At 43.6% G+C, this 20,054-nt stretch carries 11 protein-coding genes and 1 tRNA gene; 11 read left to right on the top strand and 1 reads right to left on the bottom strand.

All coding sequences use genetic code 11. From position 1 onward, the window contains the following. Window positions 1–10 precede the first annotated feature (10 nt). The 8 genes from whiA (at window position 11) to ACIGG7_RS19170 (ending at window position 12,420) form a co-directional block, all read left to right on the top strand. Window positions 11–958 (top strand): DNA-binding protein WhiA, encoded by a 948-nt coding sequence (gene whiA / locus ACIGG7_RS19205; RefSeq protein ID WP_397550689.1) that lies wholly within the window; start codon window positions 11–13, stop codon window positions 956–958. Window positions 959–985: 27 nt separating this feature from the next. Further along, window positions 986–1,243 carry an HPr family phosphocarrier protein gene (locus ACIGG7_RS19200; RefSeq protein ID WP_224944819.1) on the top strand — a complete coding sequence of 86 codons (258 nt, stop codon included), beginning with the start codon at window positions 986–988 and terminating at the stop codon, window positions 1,241–1,243. Window positions 1,244–1,897: 654 nt separating this feature from the next. Then, on the top strand, window positions 1,898–3,499 hold the full coding sequence (locus tag ACIGG7_RS19195; protein WP_397550688.1) for a diguanylate cyclase: 1,602 nt from the start codon (window positions 1,898–1,900) through the stop codon (window positions 3,497–3,499). Then, window positions 3,500–4,543, top strand: a complete 1,044-nt coding sequence (locus tag ACIGG7_RS19190) for a HEAT repeat domain-containing protein (RefSeq protein ID WP_224944815.1) — start codon at window positions 3,500–3,502, stop codon at window positions 4,541–4,543. After that, window positions 4,540–5,952: a glycosyltransferase family 2 protein gene (locus ACIGG7_RS19185; RefSeq protein WP_397550687.1), complete on the top strand. Its 1,413-nt coding sequence runs from the start codon at window positions 4,540–4,542 to the stop codon at window positions 5,950–5,952. The genes ACIGG7_RS19190 and ACIGG7_RS19185 overlap by 4 nt, the downstream gene beginning before the upstream one ends. Beyond that, on the top strand, window positions 5,949–9,182 hold the full coding sequence (locus tag ACIGG7_RS19180; RefSeq protein ID WP_397550686.1) for a hypothetical protein: 3,234 nt from the start codon (window positions 5,949–5,951) through the stop codon (window positions 9,180–9,182). Before ACIGG7_RS19185 ends, ACIGG7_RS19180 begins: the two co-directional genes overlap by 4 nt. Window positions 9,183–9,185: 3 nt before the next feature. After that, entirely contained in the window at window positions 9,186–9,557 is a 372-nt protein-coding gene (locus tag ACIGG7_RS19175; protein ID WP_224944809.1) for a response regulator transcription factor, read from the top strand. Next, a complete protein-coding gene (locus tag ACIGG7_RS19170) occupies window positions 9,544–12,420 on the top strand; it encodes an ATP-binding protein (RefSeq protein WP_397550685.1) in 2,877 nt (958 codons plus the stop codon). The genes ACIGG7_RS19175 and ACIGG7_RS19170 overlap by 14 nt, the downstream gene beginning before the upstream one ends. A 44-nt stretch (window positions 12,421–12,464) precedes the next feature. Here ACIGG7_RS19170 and clpP read toward each other — a convergent pair whose 3' ends face one another. Then, window positions 12,465–13,061, bottom strand: coding sequence for an ATP-dependent Clp endopeptidase proteolytic subunit ClpP (gene clpP, locus ACIGG7_RS19165; RefSeq protein ID WP_044338279.1), 597 nt, complete (start codon window positions 13,059–13,061; stop codon window positions 12,465–12,467). A 708-nt stretch (window positions 13,062–13,769) separates the two neighbouring features. Between clpP and ACIGG7_RS19160 the strand changes: the two genes are divergently transcribed. From ACIGG7_RS19160 to rpoN, 3 genes are all read left to right on the top strand, one after another. Further along, a tRNA-Arg gene (locus ACIGG7_RS19160) sits at window positions 13,770–13,841 on the top strand. A 319-nt stretch (window positions 13,842–14,160) separates the two neighbouring features. Next, window positions 14,161–18,468 carry a S8 family serine peptidase gene (locus tag ACIGG7_RS19155; RefSeq protein WP_397550684.1) on the top strand — a complete coding sequence of 1,436 codons (4,308 nt, stop codon included), beginning with the start codon at window positions 14,161–14,163 and terminating at the stop codon, window positions 18,466–18,468. 245 nt (window positions 18,469–18,713) lie between these two features. Beyond that, the gene (rpoN, locus tag ACIGG7_RS19150) at window positions 18,714–20,051 is read left to right on the top strand and encodes an RNA polymerase factor sigma-54 (protein ID WP_397550683.1); all 1,338 of its coding nucleotides are present in this window, start codon (window positions 18,714–18,716) and stop codon (window positions 20,049–20,051) included. Window positions 20,052–20,054 lie beyond the last annotated feature (3 nt).

Genomic DNA, 20,054 nt, shown 5'->3' with positions numbered 1-20,054 from the left:
GGTGATGGGGATGTCGTTTGCGTCCGAAACAAAAAAAGAACTGACCAATATTGAAGTGAAGGATTGCTGTGCAAATGCAGAGCTGTCCGCATTGATTCGTATGAATGGTTCATTATCCTTCTCGAATCAAATGCTCGTCGTCAATATTCAAACCGAAAACGCCGCCATTGCCAGAAGAATCTATACACTGATCAAAAAAGGGTACGACACCCCGGTAGAGCTTCTGGTGCGAAAGAAGATGCGGCTGAAGAAGAACAATGTCTATATTGTACGAATCAAAGAAGATACAAAGATGATCCTTGAAGACTTGAATATACTGGGTGAACATTTCACCTTTATCCATAATATATCGGAAAACCTGATCAAGAAGAAATGCTGTAGACGTTCATATTTACGGGGAGCGTTTCTGGCAGGCGGTTCAGTGAATAACCCGGAAACGTCATCGTATCATTTAGAAATCTTTTCTCTTTATTCTGAACACAACGAGGCGTTGTCCGAGCTGATGAATTCCTTCGGATTGAACAGCAAGACCCTTGAAAGGAAAAAGGGCTTCATCACGTATTTGAAGGAAGCAGAAAAAATCACGGAGTTCCTGAATATTATAGGGGCTCACAATGCCTTGCTTCGATTTGAAGACGTGCGGATTGTCCGTGATATGCGAAATTCCGTTAATCGTCTTGTGAATTGCGAGACGGCTAATTTAAATAAAACCATCGGGGCAGCTTTAAGGCAGGTTGAAAACATCAAGTTTATCGAAAAGCATGTAGGATTACAGGTTTTACCCGATAAACTAAGAGAAATCGCCGAGCTTAGAGTGAATTATCAAGATGTCACGTTGAAGGAACTTGGGGAAATGGTGTCAGGCGGTACCATCAGTAAGTCAGGAATCAATCACCGCTTACGGAAAATTGATCAGCTGGCAGAGAAGTTAAGAGCGGGAGAAAAGATGAATACTTAATTAAGGACAAAGGGGAGAGAAATAGTTATGGTGGAAAAACAAGTAGAAGTGAAATTGAAGACGGGTCTTCAAGCAAGACCAGCGGCATTATTCGTACAAGAGGCAAACCGTTTCTCATCTGAAATTTTCTTGGAAAAGGATGGGAAGAAAGTTAATGCGAAAAGCATTATGGGCTTAATGAGCCTGGCCATCTCCAAAGGCTCAGATATCAAACTTGTGGCCGACGGAAGCGACGAAGAAGAAGCCTTGGTGGCCCTTGAAGGATTCGTCCAAAAAGAAGCATAAAATCAACCTCACAAAAAGCCGATGACCAGGGAGTAGTCATCGGCTTTTTTTAGTGCGTTGTTTTTTTATAGTCAGACTGAAAGGTTTCATTATGTCTTCATCACTTCCAACCACATTCTAATAGCTGAAATGATAACCTAAAGTAAAATGTTTTTTTCTTCACCACATCATTTAGCTCTGTCACCAAAAACTGTATAGAGGTTGAGGGGAAATGCGTAGACTCCTACGGAAAACGGGCGTGCGGAGACCCCGGAAGCGTTTTTTGCTGAGGAGGCTCGGCCGAACGTCCGTGGAAAGCGAAGCAGTTCCCCTCACCTCCAGCACATGCTAGATGACAGAGTAATTGCAAAGCATAGTCCGTAGTCCGTGTGAATACTCCGATAATCATGGTGAAAAGAGTTTACTTAAAGTAATAACCAACTAATCCTTTCGAACCTTTTTCCCAATTATTTCACATCCAGAATGGATGTCTTCCCATTTTTTTGATACATTGAACTTTTCAGGATAAATGAAGAAAAAGTCACATAATATTTCCATCCCCAACCTATTAAACTAGCGAATCCGAGAGTATAATGAAATAAGTTTGGAATACATTTACTGTGTTGCTTAAGGTCAATTTAAAAAGAAGTTTACGATAAAGGAAGACGATGCCGAATGGAAAAATACACAAAGCATTTCTTTAATAATGTACGAAAAAAACTGGGAGAGTGGGAAACAGCGGGATCGGTCCCTCATGAAGAGGTATACCGGTTCATTCATTCCATGGCTGGATCCGCCTCGGTACTTGGCTTACATAAAATCGGGGATCTGGCCCGTGAATTGATGGATCAGCATAATGAGAAGGAAGAGCGGATGTGGACGGTTTCAGAAGTAAAGGAAGAACTGTTCGAAATTATTCAGTACTGTTATCACTATGAAGAGGAAACCATTGAAGTATTCCCCGGCAAGCAGAGTCGGGATGGGGAAGAGCCTGTGGTATTAATCATTGATGATGATACGTCTTTCCTCATGTATATGAAGGAAGAGCTGGAGAAGATCGGATGGTATGTTGTCCCCATTGCCAATCCTGACAAGGCCATCATGTCCTACTACGATGTGAAGCCGGATTGTGCCATCATCGATATTTATATGGATGGGACGAATGGATTCGAAGTGCTTGACTTTTTTAAGAAAAAATTGAAGCAGCAGTTCATCCCCACTGTCATGGTGAGTGCGGAGAACAGTAAGGAAGTCCGTATCAAAAGCTATCAGATGGGGGCGGACGATTTTATAGCCAAGCCCTTTGACCTTGAAGAGTTTATTGTGCGTGTGAAAAGGCAGATGGAACGAAAGAAACAGATGGAAGAACTTGTGCTGATCGATGAGCTGACCATGGTGTATAACCGTAAATATCTGGGACAGGCGTACGCACAGGTGCAGAGTAACTCGGCAAGGAACGGTGATTCGTATTGCGTGGCCGTCCTTGATATTGATCATTTTAAAGGAGTGAACGACCGGTACGGACATCTGGTAGGGGATCGGGTCTTAAAGGGATTTGCCTCACACCTGAAGACGGAAACCAGAATCCAGGACACCGTCTTCCGCTTCGGCGGAGAAGAATTTGTCATCCTGCTCCCTAATACTTCGTTAAAGGAAGCGTACACGTTTGTCGATATTATTCGTAAGGGGTTCAGTCAAGTAGTGTTCCAAGGGGATGAGGACTTCTCCTGCACATTCTCTGCAGGGGTGGCGGAGATTGCTGATCCGACAAAGCCTTTCGATACTTGGCTTAAGCTTGCCGATAACGCTCTATATGAGGCCAAGAGCAGTGGCAGAAACGTCGTGAAGGTGGATGGGAAGGCAAGCGAGCATTCTCCTCACAAAACGATGAAGATCGCCATCGTCGATGATGATCCGATCATCCGGACGGTGATGAAGGACATCGTGTCGAAGCTGCCGGGTGAACCTCATATTCAATATGACATCCAGACATTTCAAGATGGAGCGGCCTTTGTGGGGTCAGACTGGCATGGTAAACATCCTTGCCTCGTCATTTTAGACGGGGTGATGCCGAAGATGGATGGTCTTGAAGTATTGGAAAACATTCGTTCAAGAAGTAATTCCGACCGGTACAAGGTGCTCATGCTTACGTCACGGAAGAGTGAAAAAGACATTTCGAGATCCCTTCAGCTCGGAGCCGATGATTATATGACGAAACCGTTTAAACTACTAGAGCTTGAAGCCCGTTTGGGTCAAATGCTGAAAAGGATGAGGTAATTGTACTCTCAGGAACTTTTTTATTTTTCAATAGTACTGCTCGGTTTGCTGATGGTGTTAACAGGACTGTGCCTGTATTTAATAATAAAGAAGATGATGGATAATAAGAAGCGGGTGACGATTGAGAAATATAAAGAGGAGTATCAATCAGCCCTTTTTCAATATTTACAAGAGGGTGTTGGGGACGAAGGTTTCCAGAATAGCTCGCCCTTACAAACCAGGGCGTTGGTGGAATTGTTGGCGGGCTTTTCAAAGGTTATCTCTTCACCCGGCATTCAGGAGCGGTTGCAATGGTTTGCAGAAAACCATTTTCAACCGTTTATTTTGTCTCAGTTACGGCACAGAAGATGGAGTATCCGGATGAATGCCCTTTACTGGATTCAGGATTTCAAGATGAGAAGTATGAAAGAACCATTGAAGGAGCTCCGGGGATCTGGATACATGAGCAAATCGGAAGAAATTCAATTATTGAAATTGGATGTGCTCTTCGATGATCAGGAGCTGCTGCCGCGATTGACGGACACGAAGCATGAGCTGACGGAGTTTGAGTACAGTCTGCTGTTTCAGTCTTTCGGGAAAGATCAGTTCCAACCATTGGTATACGCTTTTGATGAATTACCGGAAGTGATGAAATTTGCCCTCATCGATTCGATCGGGGTGATGAATCGAATGGAACATGTAGGTTTCCTGGAGCGGTTATTGTCTGAGGACTCTACTGAATTGAGGGTACGTGCATTAAAGGCAGTGGTGGGTATGGAATTTTATCTGAACGTACCGAAACTTTCCTCTCATTTACGTGCTGAATCCTGGCAGGAACGATTGATGGCCCTTAAAGCATGTGAGTACATCCGTTCTCCGAAACTGACTCCTTATTTGAAGGAACTAATGAGCGACCCGTCATTTTATGTTAGGTCCCAGGCAGCTCAATCCCTCTTGCGTCTTGCGGACGGTAAAGTTGTGTTAGGGGAAATCGCTGTCCATGCCGAAGATGAATATGCGAGGGATATGGCGGAACAGTGGCTTGAAAGGGGGGCGGTTACATGAACATCTTTGCAGACTGGGGAAATATCATGATGTTCATCGGATGGTTCGTTTTGATTTATATGATACTGGTTATCTCTTTTTATACGATTCTTCTCGTGATATCCCTCTTTCAATTGAGGAAAACCTATGGTCTTGATGAATGGGGACCATACGAGGAGCTCCTGCATCTGCATCAGACCAAGCCGGTGTCGATACTCGTACCTGCTTACAATGAATCAGTGGGGATCATGGCAACGGTGCGATCTCTCCTAAGCATTGAGTACCCCGAATATGAAATCATCATCATTAACGACGGCTCCACCGATGATTCTCTGGAAAAACTCATAGAGTCGTTTCAATTGGTGAAAATCAAGTGGGTCATCCGTCAACAATTGGAAACACAGCCGGTGAGGGGTGTTTATCAATCGAAACTATATAAAAACCTCCTGGTGATCGACAAAGAAAATGGAGGGAAAGCTGATGCCTTGAACGCCGGGATCAACGTGTCAAACTTTCCTTATTTCTGCTCTATCGATGGAGACTCGGTGCTTGAGAGGACCGCTTTTCTGAAAGTGATGAAACCGATTGTTGAATCCGACGGGGAAGTCATTGCATCCGGTGGAAGCATCCGTATTGCCAATGGATGTGAAATTGAAAGCGGGGAAATCGTCAAAGTCGGGCTGTCCCGATCACCACTTGTTGTCATGCAGGTGATTGAGTACTTAAGAGCATTCTTAATGGGCAGAATCGGTTTAAGCAGGCACAATCTACTCCTAATTGTATCAGGGGCATTCGGTGTATTCTCAAAGCGTTGGGTCGTCGATGCCGGTGGATACTCCCATACCGTGGGGGAAGACATGGAGCTCGTTGTCAGGCTTCATCGATATGTAAAGGAACAAAAAGCAAATAAAAAAATCGTATATGTTCCCGACCCAGTAAGCTGGACGGAGGCACCTGAATCCCTGAAATACTTGAGGCGTCAACGGAGCAGATGGCATCGCGGATTATTTGAAAGCCTCTGGATACACCGTAAGCTCCTGTTCAATCCGAAGTACGGTTCGATCGGGATGGTGTCCATGCCCTATTTTTTAATCATTGAATTCTTTGGACCAGTTGTTGAATTGATGGGGTACATCATCATGATTCTCTCCATCTTTCTAGGCGGGGTATATCTCGAGTTTGCCATTCTATTATTCTTGTTATCCATTCTTTATGGGTCGGTATTGTCCATGGCAGCCGTCCTCCTTGAAGAATGGTCCGTCAGAAAGTTCCCGAAAGCATCTGACATCGCCCGACTATTTGCCTATTCACTGACCGAGACGTTATGGTATCGTCCTCTCACCGTTTTCTGGAGATGTGAGGGAATCCTTGACGTGATACGCAAAAAAAGAGGCTGGGGAGAAATGGCGAGAAAAGGAGTTTCAAAATGACAAAGCTGAAATCTTATTCATTTGTCTTGTTCATCGTCGGCATCGTGCTGCTGATTTCTGCCCCTTTTTGGCTATGGCAGGTGAAGGGTGAGAAGGATCTGGATCTGTTGATCATTGATAAGACGGTGCCTGATACCACGTACAGGGAACATAAAGGGCTTATGTGGCTTCTGAATCAACAGAAATATGTTCAAACAGACGGGAAACGATATGATTTAAAAAAAGACTATATCGGATTTGTTCCGAAAAAGGACCAAACCTTCGATATTAAAAATATCCCTTCATCTACTGATCAATATGATGCGGTCTACATAGCCGATACGTATGGCGTGTACGAAGAAGAGTTTCATAATAAAAATGTCTCCGGTAAACGGTCCTCCAAACTATACGGAGGCTTGACCGATCAGGATATGGACGCATTAAAAGACATGGCGATGAAGGATGGAAAGACATTAATTGCCGAGTTCAATTCCATGGCGCAGCCTACGGAAGAAGGAACCAGGAAGAAGTTTTACTCTCTTTTCAATTTGGAATGGTCCGGTTGGATCGGAAGGTACTTCCCTGAACTGGAAAATAGCGAAGTGCCTCAATGGGTAAGGGATAATTACGAGAAGCAGTATGAAGAAACATACAATTTCAATGGTCCAGGTTATGTCCTGGTGGACGAAAATGATCGTCTCGTCGTGTTGGACAAGAAAGACATCGGAAAGAAGGGTGTTGTATTTTCAACTACCTCAGAGGGTGAAAAGTTGATCGGCGAAGAAATCAGCACCCCTTATTCCTACTGGTTTGATATCGTAGAAGCGATCAACCCAGATGAAGTCGTGGCCAATTATACTCTGTCATTGTCAAAGAGCGGGAAGGACACCATGAAGGCCTTGAACCTGCCGATGACATTTCCGGCTGTTGTTCATGGACAGAACCGTCAATACGACACGTACTACTTTAGCGGAGATTATGCGGATCAGGCAGATGTGCCGGACCTTTATCAAACCGTGGGATTCTCTTCTTGGAGAAAGTGGACGGGGTCATCCAAACCGGATGATACTTCCCAATTTTACTGGAAGGCCTATACTCCGCTGATGACGGCGATCCTTAAGGATATCCAAAAGGAAAGTGGCGATAAGAAGAAGGAAACCGTCGAAATCACCAATGAAAATGGTCTGAAGCTTGCAGGAAAGACAGGTACTGACTACATTCAGGTGAAGAAGGACGGAAAATGGGAAGACCTCCTTATTAAAGGGGTGAATATGGGGATCGCAAGGCCGGGTTCATTTCCAGGCGAAACAGCGATCTCAAAAGAGGAATACATGAGGTGGTTCAAGCAAATCGGAGCGATGAATGCCAATGCCCTCCGGATTTACACCATTCACCCTCCTGAATTTTATGAAGCCTTTTACGAATATAACCAGATTGCGGATAAGCCATTGTATTTATTCCACGGGGTATGGGTCAATGAAGAGATTTTCTTGAAGTCTGAAGATGCCTTTGCAAAAGAGAACAGTGACGAATTTGCATCGGAAATCAAAAAGACCATCGATCTCGTTCATGGGAACGCAGAAATACCCGAACGGAAAGGTCATGCGTCCGGATCTTACACCTATGATATCTCCCCTTACGTCCTAGGCTGGATTTTCGGGGTGGAGTGGGATCCCGAGGTGGTTCTTGCGACAAATGATAAGCATCAAGGACTCCAGGATTTCAAGGGTGAGTACATTGAAACGGAAAAGGCTCAGCCATTTGAAATCTGGCTGACAGAAAGAATGAACGACGGAATTAAATATGAAACCGATACGTATCAGTGGCAAAGGCCTGTAAGTTTTACTAACTGGGTCACGACTGATCTGTTGGATCATCCGAGTGAGCCTTTGGAGAAGGAAGACATGGTGTCCGTAAATCCGAACGTCATGAAGGGAACCGACAAATTGAGAACCGGTTTATTTGCTTCCTATCATATCTATCCATATTATCCGGATTTTCTGAATTACGAGACGAAGTATATCGACTATATCGACCAACGGGGAGAAAAGAACAACTATGCAGGCTATTTGAATGATATGAAAAAAGCCCATTCCATGCCGTTGGTAGTGGCGGAGTTCGGTGTCCCGGGATCAAGGGGACTTACTCACAAAAACGTCTACGGTATGGATCAGGGACATCATTCAGAAAAAGAGCAGGGTGAAATCGATCGCCGATTATTCGAAGATATCGTCGAAGAGAAAATGGCTGGTGGAATGGTCTTCGCCTGGCAGGATGAGTGGTTCAAACGGACATGGAATACGATGGACTATGACAATCCGGACAGGCGGCCGTTCTGGCAGAATGCCCAAACGAATGAGCAGCAGTTCGGGATGTTAAGCTTCGACCCGGGTCAAAGTAAAACCGACATGATCCATGTGGATGGAAGATCGGAAGACTGGACCTATAATGGGATCAAACCGGCTTTTAACAAAGAAGGGCACAGCATGTATATGACAAGCGATGAACGCTTTGTGTATGTACGGCTCGATTCGGAAGAGATTTCTGAAGGGGAAAACACCTATCTTCTGTTCGATACGATTGGGGATCAGGGGCAATCCACGATTCCGGATGTGCCGGCTGTTTCCACAAAAGGAGTGGACTTTGCTCTTCACATAAAAGGAAGAAAGGAAGCCCGTTTATGGATCGACAGCTATTATGATACCCATCACTATCAGTATGGTCATGTCCTCAATATGATCAAAGAAGAGACCTATGCGAAAGTGAAAGATAACGGGACATATCATCCGATCCGATTGACGTTAAATAAATCTCTGGATGTAGAAGGAGATACAATCCCGTTTCAGTCCTATGAAACAGGAGTTCTTCAGTTCGGGACATCGAACCCTCAGGATAAAGGGTATAATTCTTTAACAGACATCAGTGTCGATTCTTCTGAAGGTCGATATGAGATCAGGATTCCTTGGCAGTTACTAAATATAAAGGATCCGAGTTTGAAAGAAGCAGTGGGGGATATCTGGTCCGGTAAAGGATTGCAAAGTTCAACCACGCTGGAATCCATTAAGGTCGGAGTGTATGAAACAGGTGGAGGAAAGGAATTCTCCTATCCTGACCGGAATCAAGACGGGTTCATGGACCCTCAACAATTCTATCCATACTCCTGGGATACGTGGGACCAACCGATTTCCCATGAACGATTGAAACAGTCTTATTATGAAATGAAAAAGGCATTTGAGAAAGAAGGGGAATAACAAATGGCAAGAATTCTAATAGCGGAAGATGAAGAAGTCCTGCGTATGTTAATGGTGGATACACTCGAAGACGAAGGGCATGAGCTGGATGAAGCAGCTGACGGTCAGGAGGCGATTGATCAAATCATGGAGAATGAGTATGACCTCATTCTCCTCGACTATATGATGCCTCTGTTAACTGGCCTGGAAGTGATCGAAAAGGTGAGGAACTCATCCGAAAAAAGTACGGTGAAGATCATGATGGTGTCTGCCAAGAGTCAACAGACCGATAAAGATCTCGTATTGAAATCGGGAGCAGATTATTTCATTGCCAAACCGTACAGTCCGGCAGAGCTCGTTCAGCGGATCGAGGATATCTTGAATGAAGAAAGTTAGGGATTTATTTCAAACAAGTTTACGTAATCAATTTATTGGATTGATGAGCGGTTTTATTATTATTTTCTTCATTGGGGCTGCGTGTTTGTACATGTACGACCAATCCATTGGAAATGCGTATCAGGTAAAAAGGGATCAGCTCAATCAAAAAGAAGATGTGGCTGAGCAATTGGACAGAGACTTTCAAAAGGCTTTCTTTGATGCGAGGGGATATCTTGCATTTGGGAGAGAGACGTTTAAAGAAAGTATTTTCATACAGGAGAAAAAAGTAGCTGACACGCTAAGTAAGTTAAAGGAATCTCAAACAGAGCCTGATGATCAACTCTTCGTAAAAGATGCGGAGGAATTTTCTACTCTATATTTCAAGGATATGGTTCCGCCTGTTATCAGCAATTATGAAAAAGGGGATTTCGAAGCGGTAAAAGAGGCTTCTGCCAGTGGGGCAACAGCCACTATCGAAACCTTTCAAACCCAACTCAATATGTATGCAGACTCCATTGAACAAACTAAGAGACACGCCTATGACGAATTGAAACGAAAAGAGTCCTTAAGTCAGACAGCCTTTGTTGTCTTTATATTTCTGATGCTCCTTGTTCTGATGAGGATGATGAGAATGATCGCGAAGCAAATTGGTCAGCCTCTCAATCAAGTAGCTTCAGCAGCAGAGCAAATTGCAGAAAACGATGCATACCAGCAATGGAACTTTGAAAATAAAAGAAAAGATGAAATCGGTAAAATGTCCAGGGCATTTGAAAAGATGATTTATAAAATCCAGGAGAAGGAAGAGCATCTCTTGGCTCAGAATGAAGAATTGCAGGCTCAGCAGGATGAGCTGGAATCCCAGCAATCGGAGCTTGAGCACTTATTGAATATGACGAAGAACCGTGAATCGCAGCTGGAGCGGAGAAATGAGTTCATCCATGGGATCTCGAGTTCTCTGAATAAACAAGAAGTATTAGTGAGCATTGTGAAAAGTATGAGTCAAGTGATGGGAGCTTCCCGGGGGATGATTGTCCTTATGGATGATCAGAAGTCCAACGCGTCGTTTGGAATTTCCGAAAAAGGTGCAGAACAGTTCTTGGCATACATTTATAACGGCATCCATCAACGATTATTTGATTCGAAAGAACCCTTCTCACTCAAGCGGGAGATGACGCCGTCCGAGAAAGGGTATCATGAAGAAACGCTTTACTCGTACGACCTATTCTTACCAGTCCTGTCAGCCGACCAGCAAGTGGAAGCGATCATGGTATTCAGTCGCTTTGGACATGATTTCGCTAAGCAGGAATTGGCTGAGTATACGAGCCTTGCCAAGCAAATCTCTATTTCATTGCAGAAGATCACCCTGTTCGAAGAGACTGAGGCGAACCGTCAATTAACCCAGGATATTCTCGACAATATTCAAGAGGGGATACAACTCATAGATAAAGATGGCAACAACTTATTGATGAATAAAAAATTGTCAGCTCTAATCGAAAGTGAAATTGATGTTCTTAAACAGTCATGCTATCAAACCTGGAAACAGGCCCTGATTGATCGGGTAGAAGACAAAGAGAAACTGGATGAGTATTATGAATCGATCGTGAAACAAGGGAAGACAGGTAAACATCTCTTAACCTATCACCTCGAGGACAGTAAAGAAGTCTTCCAGGTATACTCGGAATCTCTCTATCGCGGGGAGGAGCAGATCGGTACCATATTCGTCCATCGGAATATCACGAAAGAATTCGAAGTCGATCAAATGAAATCGGAGTTCGTGAGCACGGTCAGTCATGAGCTTCGCACTCCATTGTCAAGCGTGCTTGGTTTTACGGAATTGATGCTGACAAAAGAGTTAAAACCGGAAAGAACAAAGAAATATTTAACGACAATTTATCAAGAAGCGAAGAGATTGACGTCTCTCATCAACGACTTCCTTGACGTCCAGCGCATGGAGTCGGGGCGCCAAACCTTTGAGCGTAAATTTGAGGATGTTGTCCCGATCATGCAACATGTGATCGATACCCAAAAGGTCAATGCACCTCTGCATTCGTTTAATATCGCAAGGGAGACGGATTGTACGATCGTCCTTGGAGATCGGGATAAGTTGTCCCAGGCGTTCACTAATCTGATCAGCAATGCCATCAAGTATTCACCTGATGGTGGGACCATTACCGTTATGTTCCGTGAAGGAGAAGAATGCATCATCATCGATATTCGGGATGAAGGACTTGGCATACCACAGGAGGCAATTCCAAACCTGTTCACCAAATTTTATCGGGTCGATAATTCCGATCAGAGAAGAATTGGCGGTACCGGATTGGGGCTTACAATCGTGAAGGAAATCATCGAAACCCATGAAGGGAAAATCACGGTTTCATCCCAAGAAGGGAAAGGCAGTGTGTTCACTATCCGCTTGCCGATTGTCACCATCGAAACCTTTAAGGAGGATGAACATGGTGGGGATGGCATGAATATCATTGTCATTGAAGATGATATCAATCTGGCATCTTTACTCAAAGCCGAACTATCCGACAGTGGCTTCAAAGTGAAGCATACCCCGTCGGGAAGCGAAGCCTTAACCAAAATGCAAGAGGAGAAGCCTGATGCCGTCGTCCTCGATATTATGCTTGAAGGAAGTATGTCGGGTTGGGATGTGTTAGAAGAAATGAAATCGAATGAAGCCCTTTCTCACGTCCCGATCATCGTATCTTCGGCACTGGATGAGAAAGAAAAAGGACTCACACTGGGAGCCAATGACTATCTGGTCAAACCTTATCATCCCAGCAGGTTATCTAAAACCATCCTGCACCTTTTATTGAAAAAAGGGATGAACGGTGAAATTCTGGTGCCTGTATGTGATAAGAAGACTAAAAAAGAATAAAATAAAAAGCCCTTCGCATAATGTTGCGAAGGGCTTTGAATGTTTTACTTATTATTCATTTCGTTACGCGTGATGATACGATCGATCAATCCATATTCAAGCGCTCTTTCAGCTGTCATGAAGTTATCGCGATCCGTATCTTTTGAAATTACTTCAAGTGGTTGACCAGTACGATCAGCCAGGATTTGATTTAATTTCTCACGAAGGAATAGAATGCGCTTCGCAGCGATTTCAATTTCCGTCGCCTGACCTTGAGCTCCACCAAGTGGTTGGTGAATCATAACTTCAGCATTTGGAAGGGCTAATCGCTTGCCTTTTGCACCTGCTGCAAGAAGGAACGCACCCATTGAAGCCGCCATACCGATACAGATTGTTTGTACATCAGGCTTGATGTATTGGATCGTATCATAGATAGCCATACCCGCTGTGATGCTTCCACCAGGAGAGTTTATGTAGATGGAAATGTCCTTCTCCGGGTTTTCAGATTCAAGGAAAAGAAGCTGTGCAACGATGGAGTTCGCCACATTATCATCAATGCCGCTTCCAAGCATGATGACACGGTCTTTTAACAAACGTGAATAGATGTCATACGCACGCTCACCGCGGTTTGTTTGTTCAATTACTGTAGGAATTAAATTCATCCTCGTTCCTCCTTAGAAATCCTTTTTTATTTTTTTAAGTTACTTATTCACTTTGTACTGTTATCATACACCCATGGTCAATAAAGGTCAAACTAAACGATTCCTTTATGACCCTGTATATAAATCCTTTCTACATGATACCCATTCATTCCTTTTTTAAACGGGGGGATTTGGGAAGTTTATTCTTATTTACATAGATTGATGTGCGGACCTTTTCTGTTAATGGTAACCTATCCTGAACATAGTATAGAGAGAATCATAGTCCGTTCCTTTCCGCTGCAGGCACTTGCTTTCCGGCGGGGCGTGAGTTGAGCCTCCTCGGGCTTTGCCCTGTGGGGTCTCGATTGTCTAGCTACAGCGGCTAGCCCCTCGAGGTCATAAGCTAAATGGTCCACGAAGGCAAAAAACGCCTTCTTAGGCCCATTCATCTTATGCTTGTCGGGGCTGGGCGAGCCGCTTCCGCTTTTCGTTCCTTCCCTCTATTCCCGCAGGAGTCAAGTGCCTTCCGCTCCAATCCACTTTGTGGTCTTATATAAGGATGTAAAAGAGTAAAGGGTCCTTATAGAAATTAACCATTCTTCACAAGATTCCCGGTACATATAAAAAAGATATTAGTAGAGGAACTAAAAAAGACATAAACCATAATATCTATTGCAAACAAGCAATATCTACCTTATAATATATATTCGTGACGGTTAATTATTACATGCCCTCGTGGTGCAACGGATAGCACGTAAGATTCCGGTTCTTAAAATGGGGGTTCGATTCCCTCCGAGGGCGTACCAGAGACCTTGTGTTTGTTGAGTTTATCAGCAGGCATGGGGTCTTTTTTAGTGGGAGGCATATGCCTCTTTTTTTTTGTTGAAATTTAAGGTTCCTGAAAGGTTCCGTTAAGCTTCCTGTTAAGGTTTTGTAATAAACTAGTGTGAAAGAGTGATTGTTGGGGGAGGGGCAGGATGTAAGACAGTCCTTATATGCTTATAAAAATAACATTCTATTGATAACAACAATTCACTCTAATTCTCAATTCTATTAAACTAATCAGGGATTTAATTATCTGAAAAGTCTTAATAGATAGAAAAAAACAGGAGGTAATTTCATGAAGTGGAACAAATGGTTCATTGTTTTGGTCATCTTCCTGATGGCTTTTTCCAATCTGGCAATGGGAGCCAGTGCAGCTATTAACAAAAACTTTCTGAATGTTAATGGCAATAAGGAAAAAGCAGCAGTGAAGACGATTAATAAAGAAGATAAGAGTAAGCGTGATCCTGATGAAAAGGTAAGGGTGATTGTCGAATTGAAAGAGAAGCCGGCAATTTTCTTCGCTCAAAGCGTTGGGAAATCCTACAGCGAGCTTTCTGGTTCAGAAAAGGAAAAGATGAAAGAGAAAGCGCTTGACGCACAAGAGAAAGTAAAGAAGGATATCTCGAGAGCGTCAATTAATATGTCTTACCAGGAAAGCTTTACGACGATCGTAAATGGTTTCAGTGGGGAGACTACGTACCAATCGGTCGAAGACATACAAAAACTTCCGAATGTTGAAAAGGTACATATTTCACACGAGTACAAGCGGCCATCTCAAAAACCAGAGATGAAGTACAGTAAAGAGCTTATTAAAGCACAGCAAACATGGCAGGACTACGGTTATAAAGGTGAAGGAATGACGGTCGCTGTTATTGACACGGGTATAGACCCCTCTCACAAAGATATGGTATTGAGTGAAGATACAACCCCTGAGATCTCCTCAAGCATGGTAGAAAAGTTGAAGAAAGCAAAAGGCCTCAAAGGAAAATACTACACAGAAAAAGTACCGTATGCTTACAACTATGCAGATAATAATAATCAAATATTGGATTTGGGACCAGGTGCCTCCATGCACGGTATGCACGTTGCCGGGACAGTAGGAGCAAATGGGGATGAAGAGAAAGGTGGCATTATGGGAGTTGCTCCTGAAGCACAGATCTTAGGAATGAAAGTGTTCGGGAATGACCCTGAAATGCCGTCAACTTACAGTGATATTTATGTGAAAGCAATTGATGATGCAATCATGCTAGGAGCAGATGTCATCAACATGAGTCTTGGCTCAACTTCAGCCTTTGTTTTGCCGGAAGATCCTGAGCAGAAGGCAATCGCCCGCGCTGTGGAAAATGGAGTGCTGATGGCCATTTCGGCTGGTAACTCTGCACGCTTCGGGGAAGGGCATGACAGCCCATTCGCTGAAAATCCTGATATCGGTGTAGTCGGTTCCCCTGGATTGTCAGCCGATTCCTTACAGGTAGCTTCCTTTGAAAATCAATACCTTGATTTAGGAGGCTTTAATGTATCGGTTAATGGAGAAGAAAAGGAAACCGTTGCATTTCTATCTGCAAGCAATGTCGACCCATCGAACCTTGGGGAAGTCAAGTATGAAGTAGTTGACGCAGGCCTTGGGAGAATGCCGGGCGATTCACTAGCGAACCCGAATGCAAATGATTTTACAGGTTTGAAACTTGAAGGGAAAATTGCGTTGATTCAACGCGGGGAAAGCTCGTTCATTTCGAAAGCATTGAATGCCCAGAAGAATGGTGCGGTAGCCGCCATTATTTACAATAATACAGGCGGTTTTGTCAGCATGGCGACAGACAGCTCCATTGAAATTCCACAATTATTCGTATTAAAACAGTACGGTGATGAAATAAAGGCGCAATTAGATGAAGGAAAGAAGGTGGAAGCGGCTTTTAAGGGACAAAAAGTTAAATCCATCAACCCGGAAGCAGGAAAAATGTCTTCCTTCACTTCATGGGGGGTGACGCCGAATCTGGATTTTAAACCGGAGATCACGGCTCCTGGTGGTAATATTCTTTCTACCTTGCAGGATGATAAATACGGACTGATGAGCGGGACCTCTATGGCTGCCCCGCACGTAGCTGGCGGAGCGGCCCTTGTCCTTCAGAGAGTCGATGAGGAATTCAATCTATCAGGTGCTGCCAGGGTGGAGATGGCCAAAAATATTCTTATGAACACGGCCAAACCGCAGATGGATAAAGGAACGTACAATGATCATTACAAGACAGGTCTTCCTTATTCACCGAGAAGAGAAGGAGCCGGATTAATGGATTTACATGCAGCGATGAGCACGCCAGTTGTCGTAACAGAATCCAACTCAGGTTCGGGTAAGGTCGCACTGAAAGAAATTGGAGAAACATCTACCTTTACGTTGACACTTAAAAACGTAAGTAAGAAGGATGCCGAGTATAATGCGAGCGGGACCGTCCAGACAGACTTAGTAGCCGAGGGCTATAATACACTTGAAACTCAGGGGATTTTTAAGAAAGGGACCATCGGAGAAGAAGAACCGTTCCTTGGAGAATTCCCGTTGACATTCTCTTCTTCGCAAGGAAAGAAAACGGACGACGGATATATCGTAACTGTTCCTGCAGGAAAGTCAGTAGAATTGAAGGTGAAAATCAACTTAAAGGATACAGTCGATTGGTTCAATACTGCTTCTTTACAGGAACTATTTGAAAATGGCTATTTTGTGGAAGGATTTATTACATTCAAAGATACTCAAGATGTCAACCCGGAAATATCTGTTCCTTACGTAGGTTTTAAAGGGGAGTGGGATCAAGCCCCGATCGTAGACGATACGATTTACGATGAACAATCCTTTTATGGGAAAACAGGATTGGTAAGTCCGGGGAAAGAAGTGGATTACTATCTTGGAACGAACCCGGCTCAGGAAGAAGCTTTTGCAAGCAAAGTTGCTTTCTCTCCTAACGGTGACGGTGTTCAGGATGTGATTTACCCTGCGCTTTCCTTCCTCCGAAATGCAAAGAATGTATCATTCTCCATTTTGGATAGTAAAGAAAGAACATTATTAAAGCTTCGTACAGAAAAAGAATTGGCCAAGCATTATTACGATAGTGGGGCAGCCGAAGATTTCACTGCGTTCACTCAGGCGAAATGGGACGGAAAGTTGAAAGGAAAGGCAGTGAAGGACGGATGGTATGTCTACGAGATTAATAGCATTGTAGACTATCCGGAAGCAAAATGGCAGTCGAAGAAAATAAAGGTGTATGTGGATACGAATAAACCAAACGTAAAGACTACCTTTGATGCTGAAACGGGCAAGCTCGCCTGGGAAGCAAGTGATGACGGAATCGGTGTGTCCCATGTGGACATCCTGGTAAATGGGAAGAGCATTCTAGAAAAACCACTTACATCAGATAAGAATGAATATATGATTGAAAAAGCACCTAAAGACGCAACGATCAAGGTGGTCGCCTATGACTGGGCCGGTAATATCGGTGTAGGGTCAGCGACTAAGGATGATACCATACCGTTTGTCACAGCGTTGACACCGGAAGCATTGAGCGTCACAAAAGATCGTGTTGTACCAGTAATGGGGTATGTAAGTGATGATACGGATGTGAAAGAACTTCTTGTCAATGGGAAGGAAGTTGCCTTGAAGTGGGATGACGAACATCACCGATACACCTTTGAGACAAAAGTGAAGTTCCAAAAAGATGGGGTGCATGAGATCACATTTGACGGAATCGATGCAAATGACAACCACATTTCCTTCATCCGCAAGGTTATGGTGGATTCTACATCACCTAAGATTGAGGTGAAAGCACCTTATTATACGAAGGAAGCAACTGCAGACATGAAGATCAACCTTTCCGACAACTTTAAAGAGCTTCGTTTCTATATAGATGGAAGTGAGAAATTCTATCAAGAATTCAGGGAGCCTTATGAAATGAAAGCAATCCAAAAGACGTTATCGGAACAGGTTTCCTTAAAGGAAGGGGCGAATCACTTTGAGTTGAAACTAGTGGATCTTGCCGGCAACGAGACAGTGAAAGTTATCACCATATATCGAACGGAGAAAGACGCTAAAGCATTTAGAGATGTGCCTTCTTCCCATTGGGCTAACGGTGCCATTCAATACTTGAGTGTCATGGACGTCATCAACGGGTATCCGAACGGTAAGTTTGGTGTAGATGATAAACTGACTCGTTTACAGGCAGCCCAAATGATCGTTCGTGACTTAAAGATCAGCACTGCCAATCGACCAAACCCTGGTTTGAAGGATGTGAAGCCGGGAGATGAGGGGTATGAAGTGATAGCTGCCATCGCCGATGAGGGCATCATGACAGGTACATCTGAAGGAACATTTGATTCGAAAGCGCCTTTGACACGTGCCCAGATGGCTAAGATTCTTGTAGAAGGCTATGGATTCAAAGGAGAATCCCATGCAGACTTCAGAGATGTTCCGGAGAATCATTGGGCGGCGGATTATATCAATGCACTAGCTGCAAACGAGATTACAACGGGGTATCCCGACGATACGTTTAAACCGAACAACAAGACAACACGTTCGCAATTTGCCGTCTTTTTAGCACGGACGAAGGACGATCGTTTCTAGAATTATAGAAGAATAGAGAGGCCATGTGCCTCTCTATTTCTCTTTTTAGTTTAGTTGATAAGAAGGAAAAGGGCATTCGCTATATGTTGTACATTTAGTAATTGTCCCTCTTTTAAGCATTATATATTGATTCTTTTCTTCATAGATTGTAAGAGTACATAGTACAAACCCACCAACTACCAACGAATTCCCATTAACGAACAACCATTTTTATTGTAGAATAAATAAATGGGAGGTTAGTAATTATGAATTTGAAAGCAGGACTTTTTCAAAATCAACAATTGAAACTTCAAATGACTCAACAGCTTTCTCAAGCCATCACCATCCTCCAATATTCTACGATGGAACTGAATGCTTATTTAGAAGCTAAGCAATTAGAGAATCCTCTTATACAATTAGAGCCACCAAAACAAGACCCCCTCCATCAACGAGAACCTTATACGAATAAACGAAATGCCGGCAGTGAAAATACGGTGGATTGGTATGAATATGTATCTGTACCGAAGAGAACGCTTGCGGATGCGTTATCTGTTCAACTGAATTTGAAATCGCTTACTTCAATGGAGAAAAAGGTAATGGAAGAATTAATATACAGCCTCGATGACAATGGATACTTAAGGATAGAGGAAGAATCCTTCCTAAATAAATATGGTTTGGAAATGGATCAGCTAGTGAACTATATTAATAGGCTTCAGGAATTAGAACCGGCAGGCATCGGGGCGAGATCCTTGCAGGAGTGCATTTCCCTTCAGCTTAAGAGGGAATTTGATGTTCCTCCTTTGGTTACGATGATTGTAGACAACCATTTTCAAGCTTTTGCCGAAAAGAAGTGGAAGGCGATCGCGAAGATTCTTTCGGTTGAAATGAAGGACATTCAGCAGGCTGCCGATTTTATCCGTGAGTGCAATCCAAGACCCGGATCGAAATATTCCCAGCAAATCGCCGAGTATATCATTCCCGAGCTGATTGTGAACGTGATTGACGGACATACGGTAGCGGTATCTTTAAATGATGGTACAACCGTCAATGTCACTTATAATGAAGAGTACACAGATTTCCTGAAGCATCATGGGGATAAGGAGGTTCAGTCCTATCTTCAAGAGAAGGAGCAGGACTTCCAGTGGCTGCTGCAAAGCCTGCGGCAGCGGAAGCAAACGATCCTGAAAGTGGGGAAGATGCTTGCTGAAAAACAGAAAGCCTTCTTTCTTAAAGGCCCATACGCTATCCAGCCCCTCACGTTGAAGCAGGTGGCAGACGAAATCGATGTTCATGAATCGACCATCAGCCGCGCTGTAAAGGGGAAATATATGCAAACTCCGTTTGGGATTTTCGAATTGAAGTATTTCTTCACCTCGGCGATTAAATCGGTGAGGCTTGAAGATTCAGAAGCGGCTTCTGCCACTACGGTGAAAAATGAACTTCAAAAGCTGATTGACGATGAAGATAAGAAAAAACCGTTATCGGATCAGAAAATAGTCAATCTTCTAATGGATAAAGGGTACGATGTTTCAAGAAGGACGATTGCGAAATACCGGGATCAATTAGGGATCACTTCTTCAACGATGAGGAAGAGGTATGAATAGATG

The sequence above is a fragment of the Rossellomorea sp. NPDC077527 genome (assembly GCF_044542955.1).
Lineage (GTDB): Bacteria > Bacillota > Bacilli > Bacillales > Bacillaceae_B > Rossellomorea > Rossellomorea aquimaris_E.
Note: the sequence above shows the minus strand (reverse complement) of the source record. Positions and strands in the feature narration are given on the sequence as shown.

Excerpts from the sequence above, each read along its gene's own strand:
- whiA (WP_397550689.1), top strand. The coding sequence starts at position 11 with ATGTCGTTTGCGTCCGAAACAAAAAAAGAACTGACCAATATTGAAGTG.
- ACIGG7_RS19200 (WP_224944819.1), top strand. The coding sequence starts at position 986 with ATGGTGGAAAAACAAGTAGAAGTGAAATTGAAGACGGGTCTTCAAGCA.
- ACIGG7_RS19195 (WP_397550688.1), top strand. The coding sequence starts at position 1,898 with ATGGAAAAATACACAAAGCATTTCTTTAATAATGTACGAAAAAAACTG.
- ACIGG7_RS19185 (WP_397550687.1), top strand. The coding sequence starts at position 4,540 with ATGAACATCTTTGCAGACTGGGGAAATATCATGATGTTCATCGGATGG.
- ACIGG7_RS19180 (WP_397550686.1), top strand. The coding sequence starts at position 5,949 with ATGACAAAGCTGAAATCTTATTCATTTGTCTTGTTCATCGTCGGCATC.
- ACIGG7_RS19175 (WP_224944809.1), top strand. The coding sequence starts at position 9,186 with ATGGCAAGAATTCTAATAGCGGAAGATGAAGAAGTCCTGCGTATGTTA.
- ACIGG7_RS19170 (WP_397550685.1), top strand. The coding sequence starts at position 9,544 with ATGAAGAAAGTTAGGGATTTATTTCAAACAAGTTTACGTAATCAATTT.
- clpP (WP_044338279.1), bottom strand. The coding sequence starts at position 13,061 with ATGAATTTAATTCCTACAGTAATTGAACAAACAAACCGCGGTGAGCGT.
- ACIGG7_RS19155 (WP_397550684.1), top strand. The coding sequence starts at position 14,161 with ATGAAGTGGAACAAATGGTTCATTGTTTTGGTCATCTTCCTGATGGCT.
- rpoN (WP_397550683.1), top strand. The coding sequence starts at position 18,714 with ATGAATTTGAAAGCAGGACTTTTTCAAAATCAACAATTGAAACTTCAA.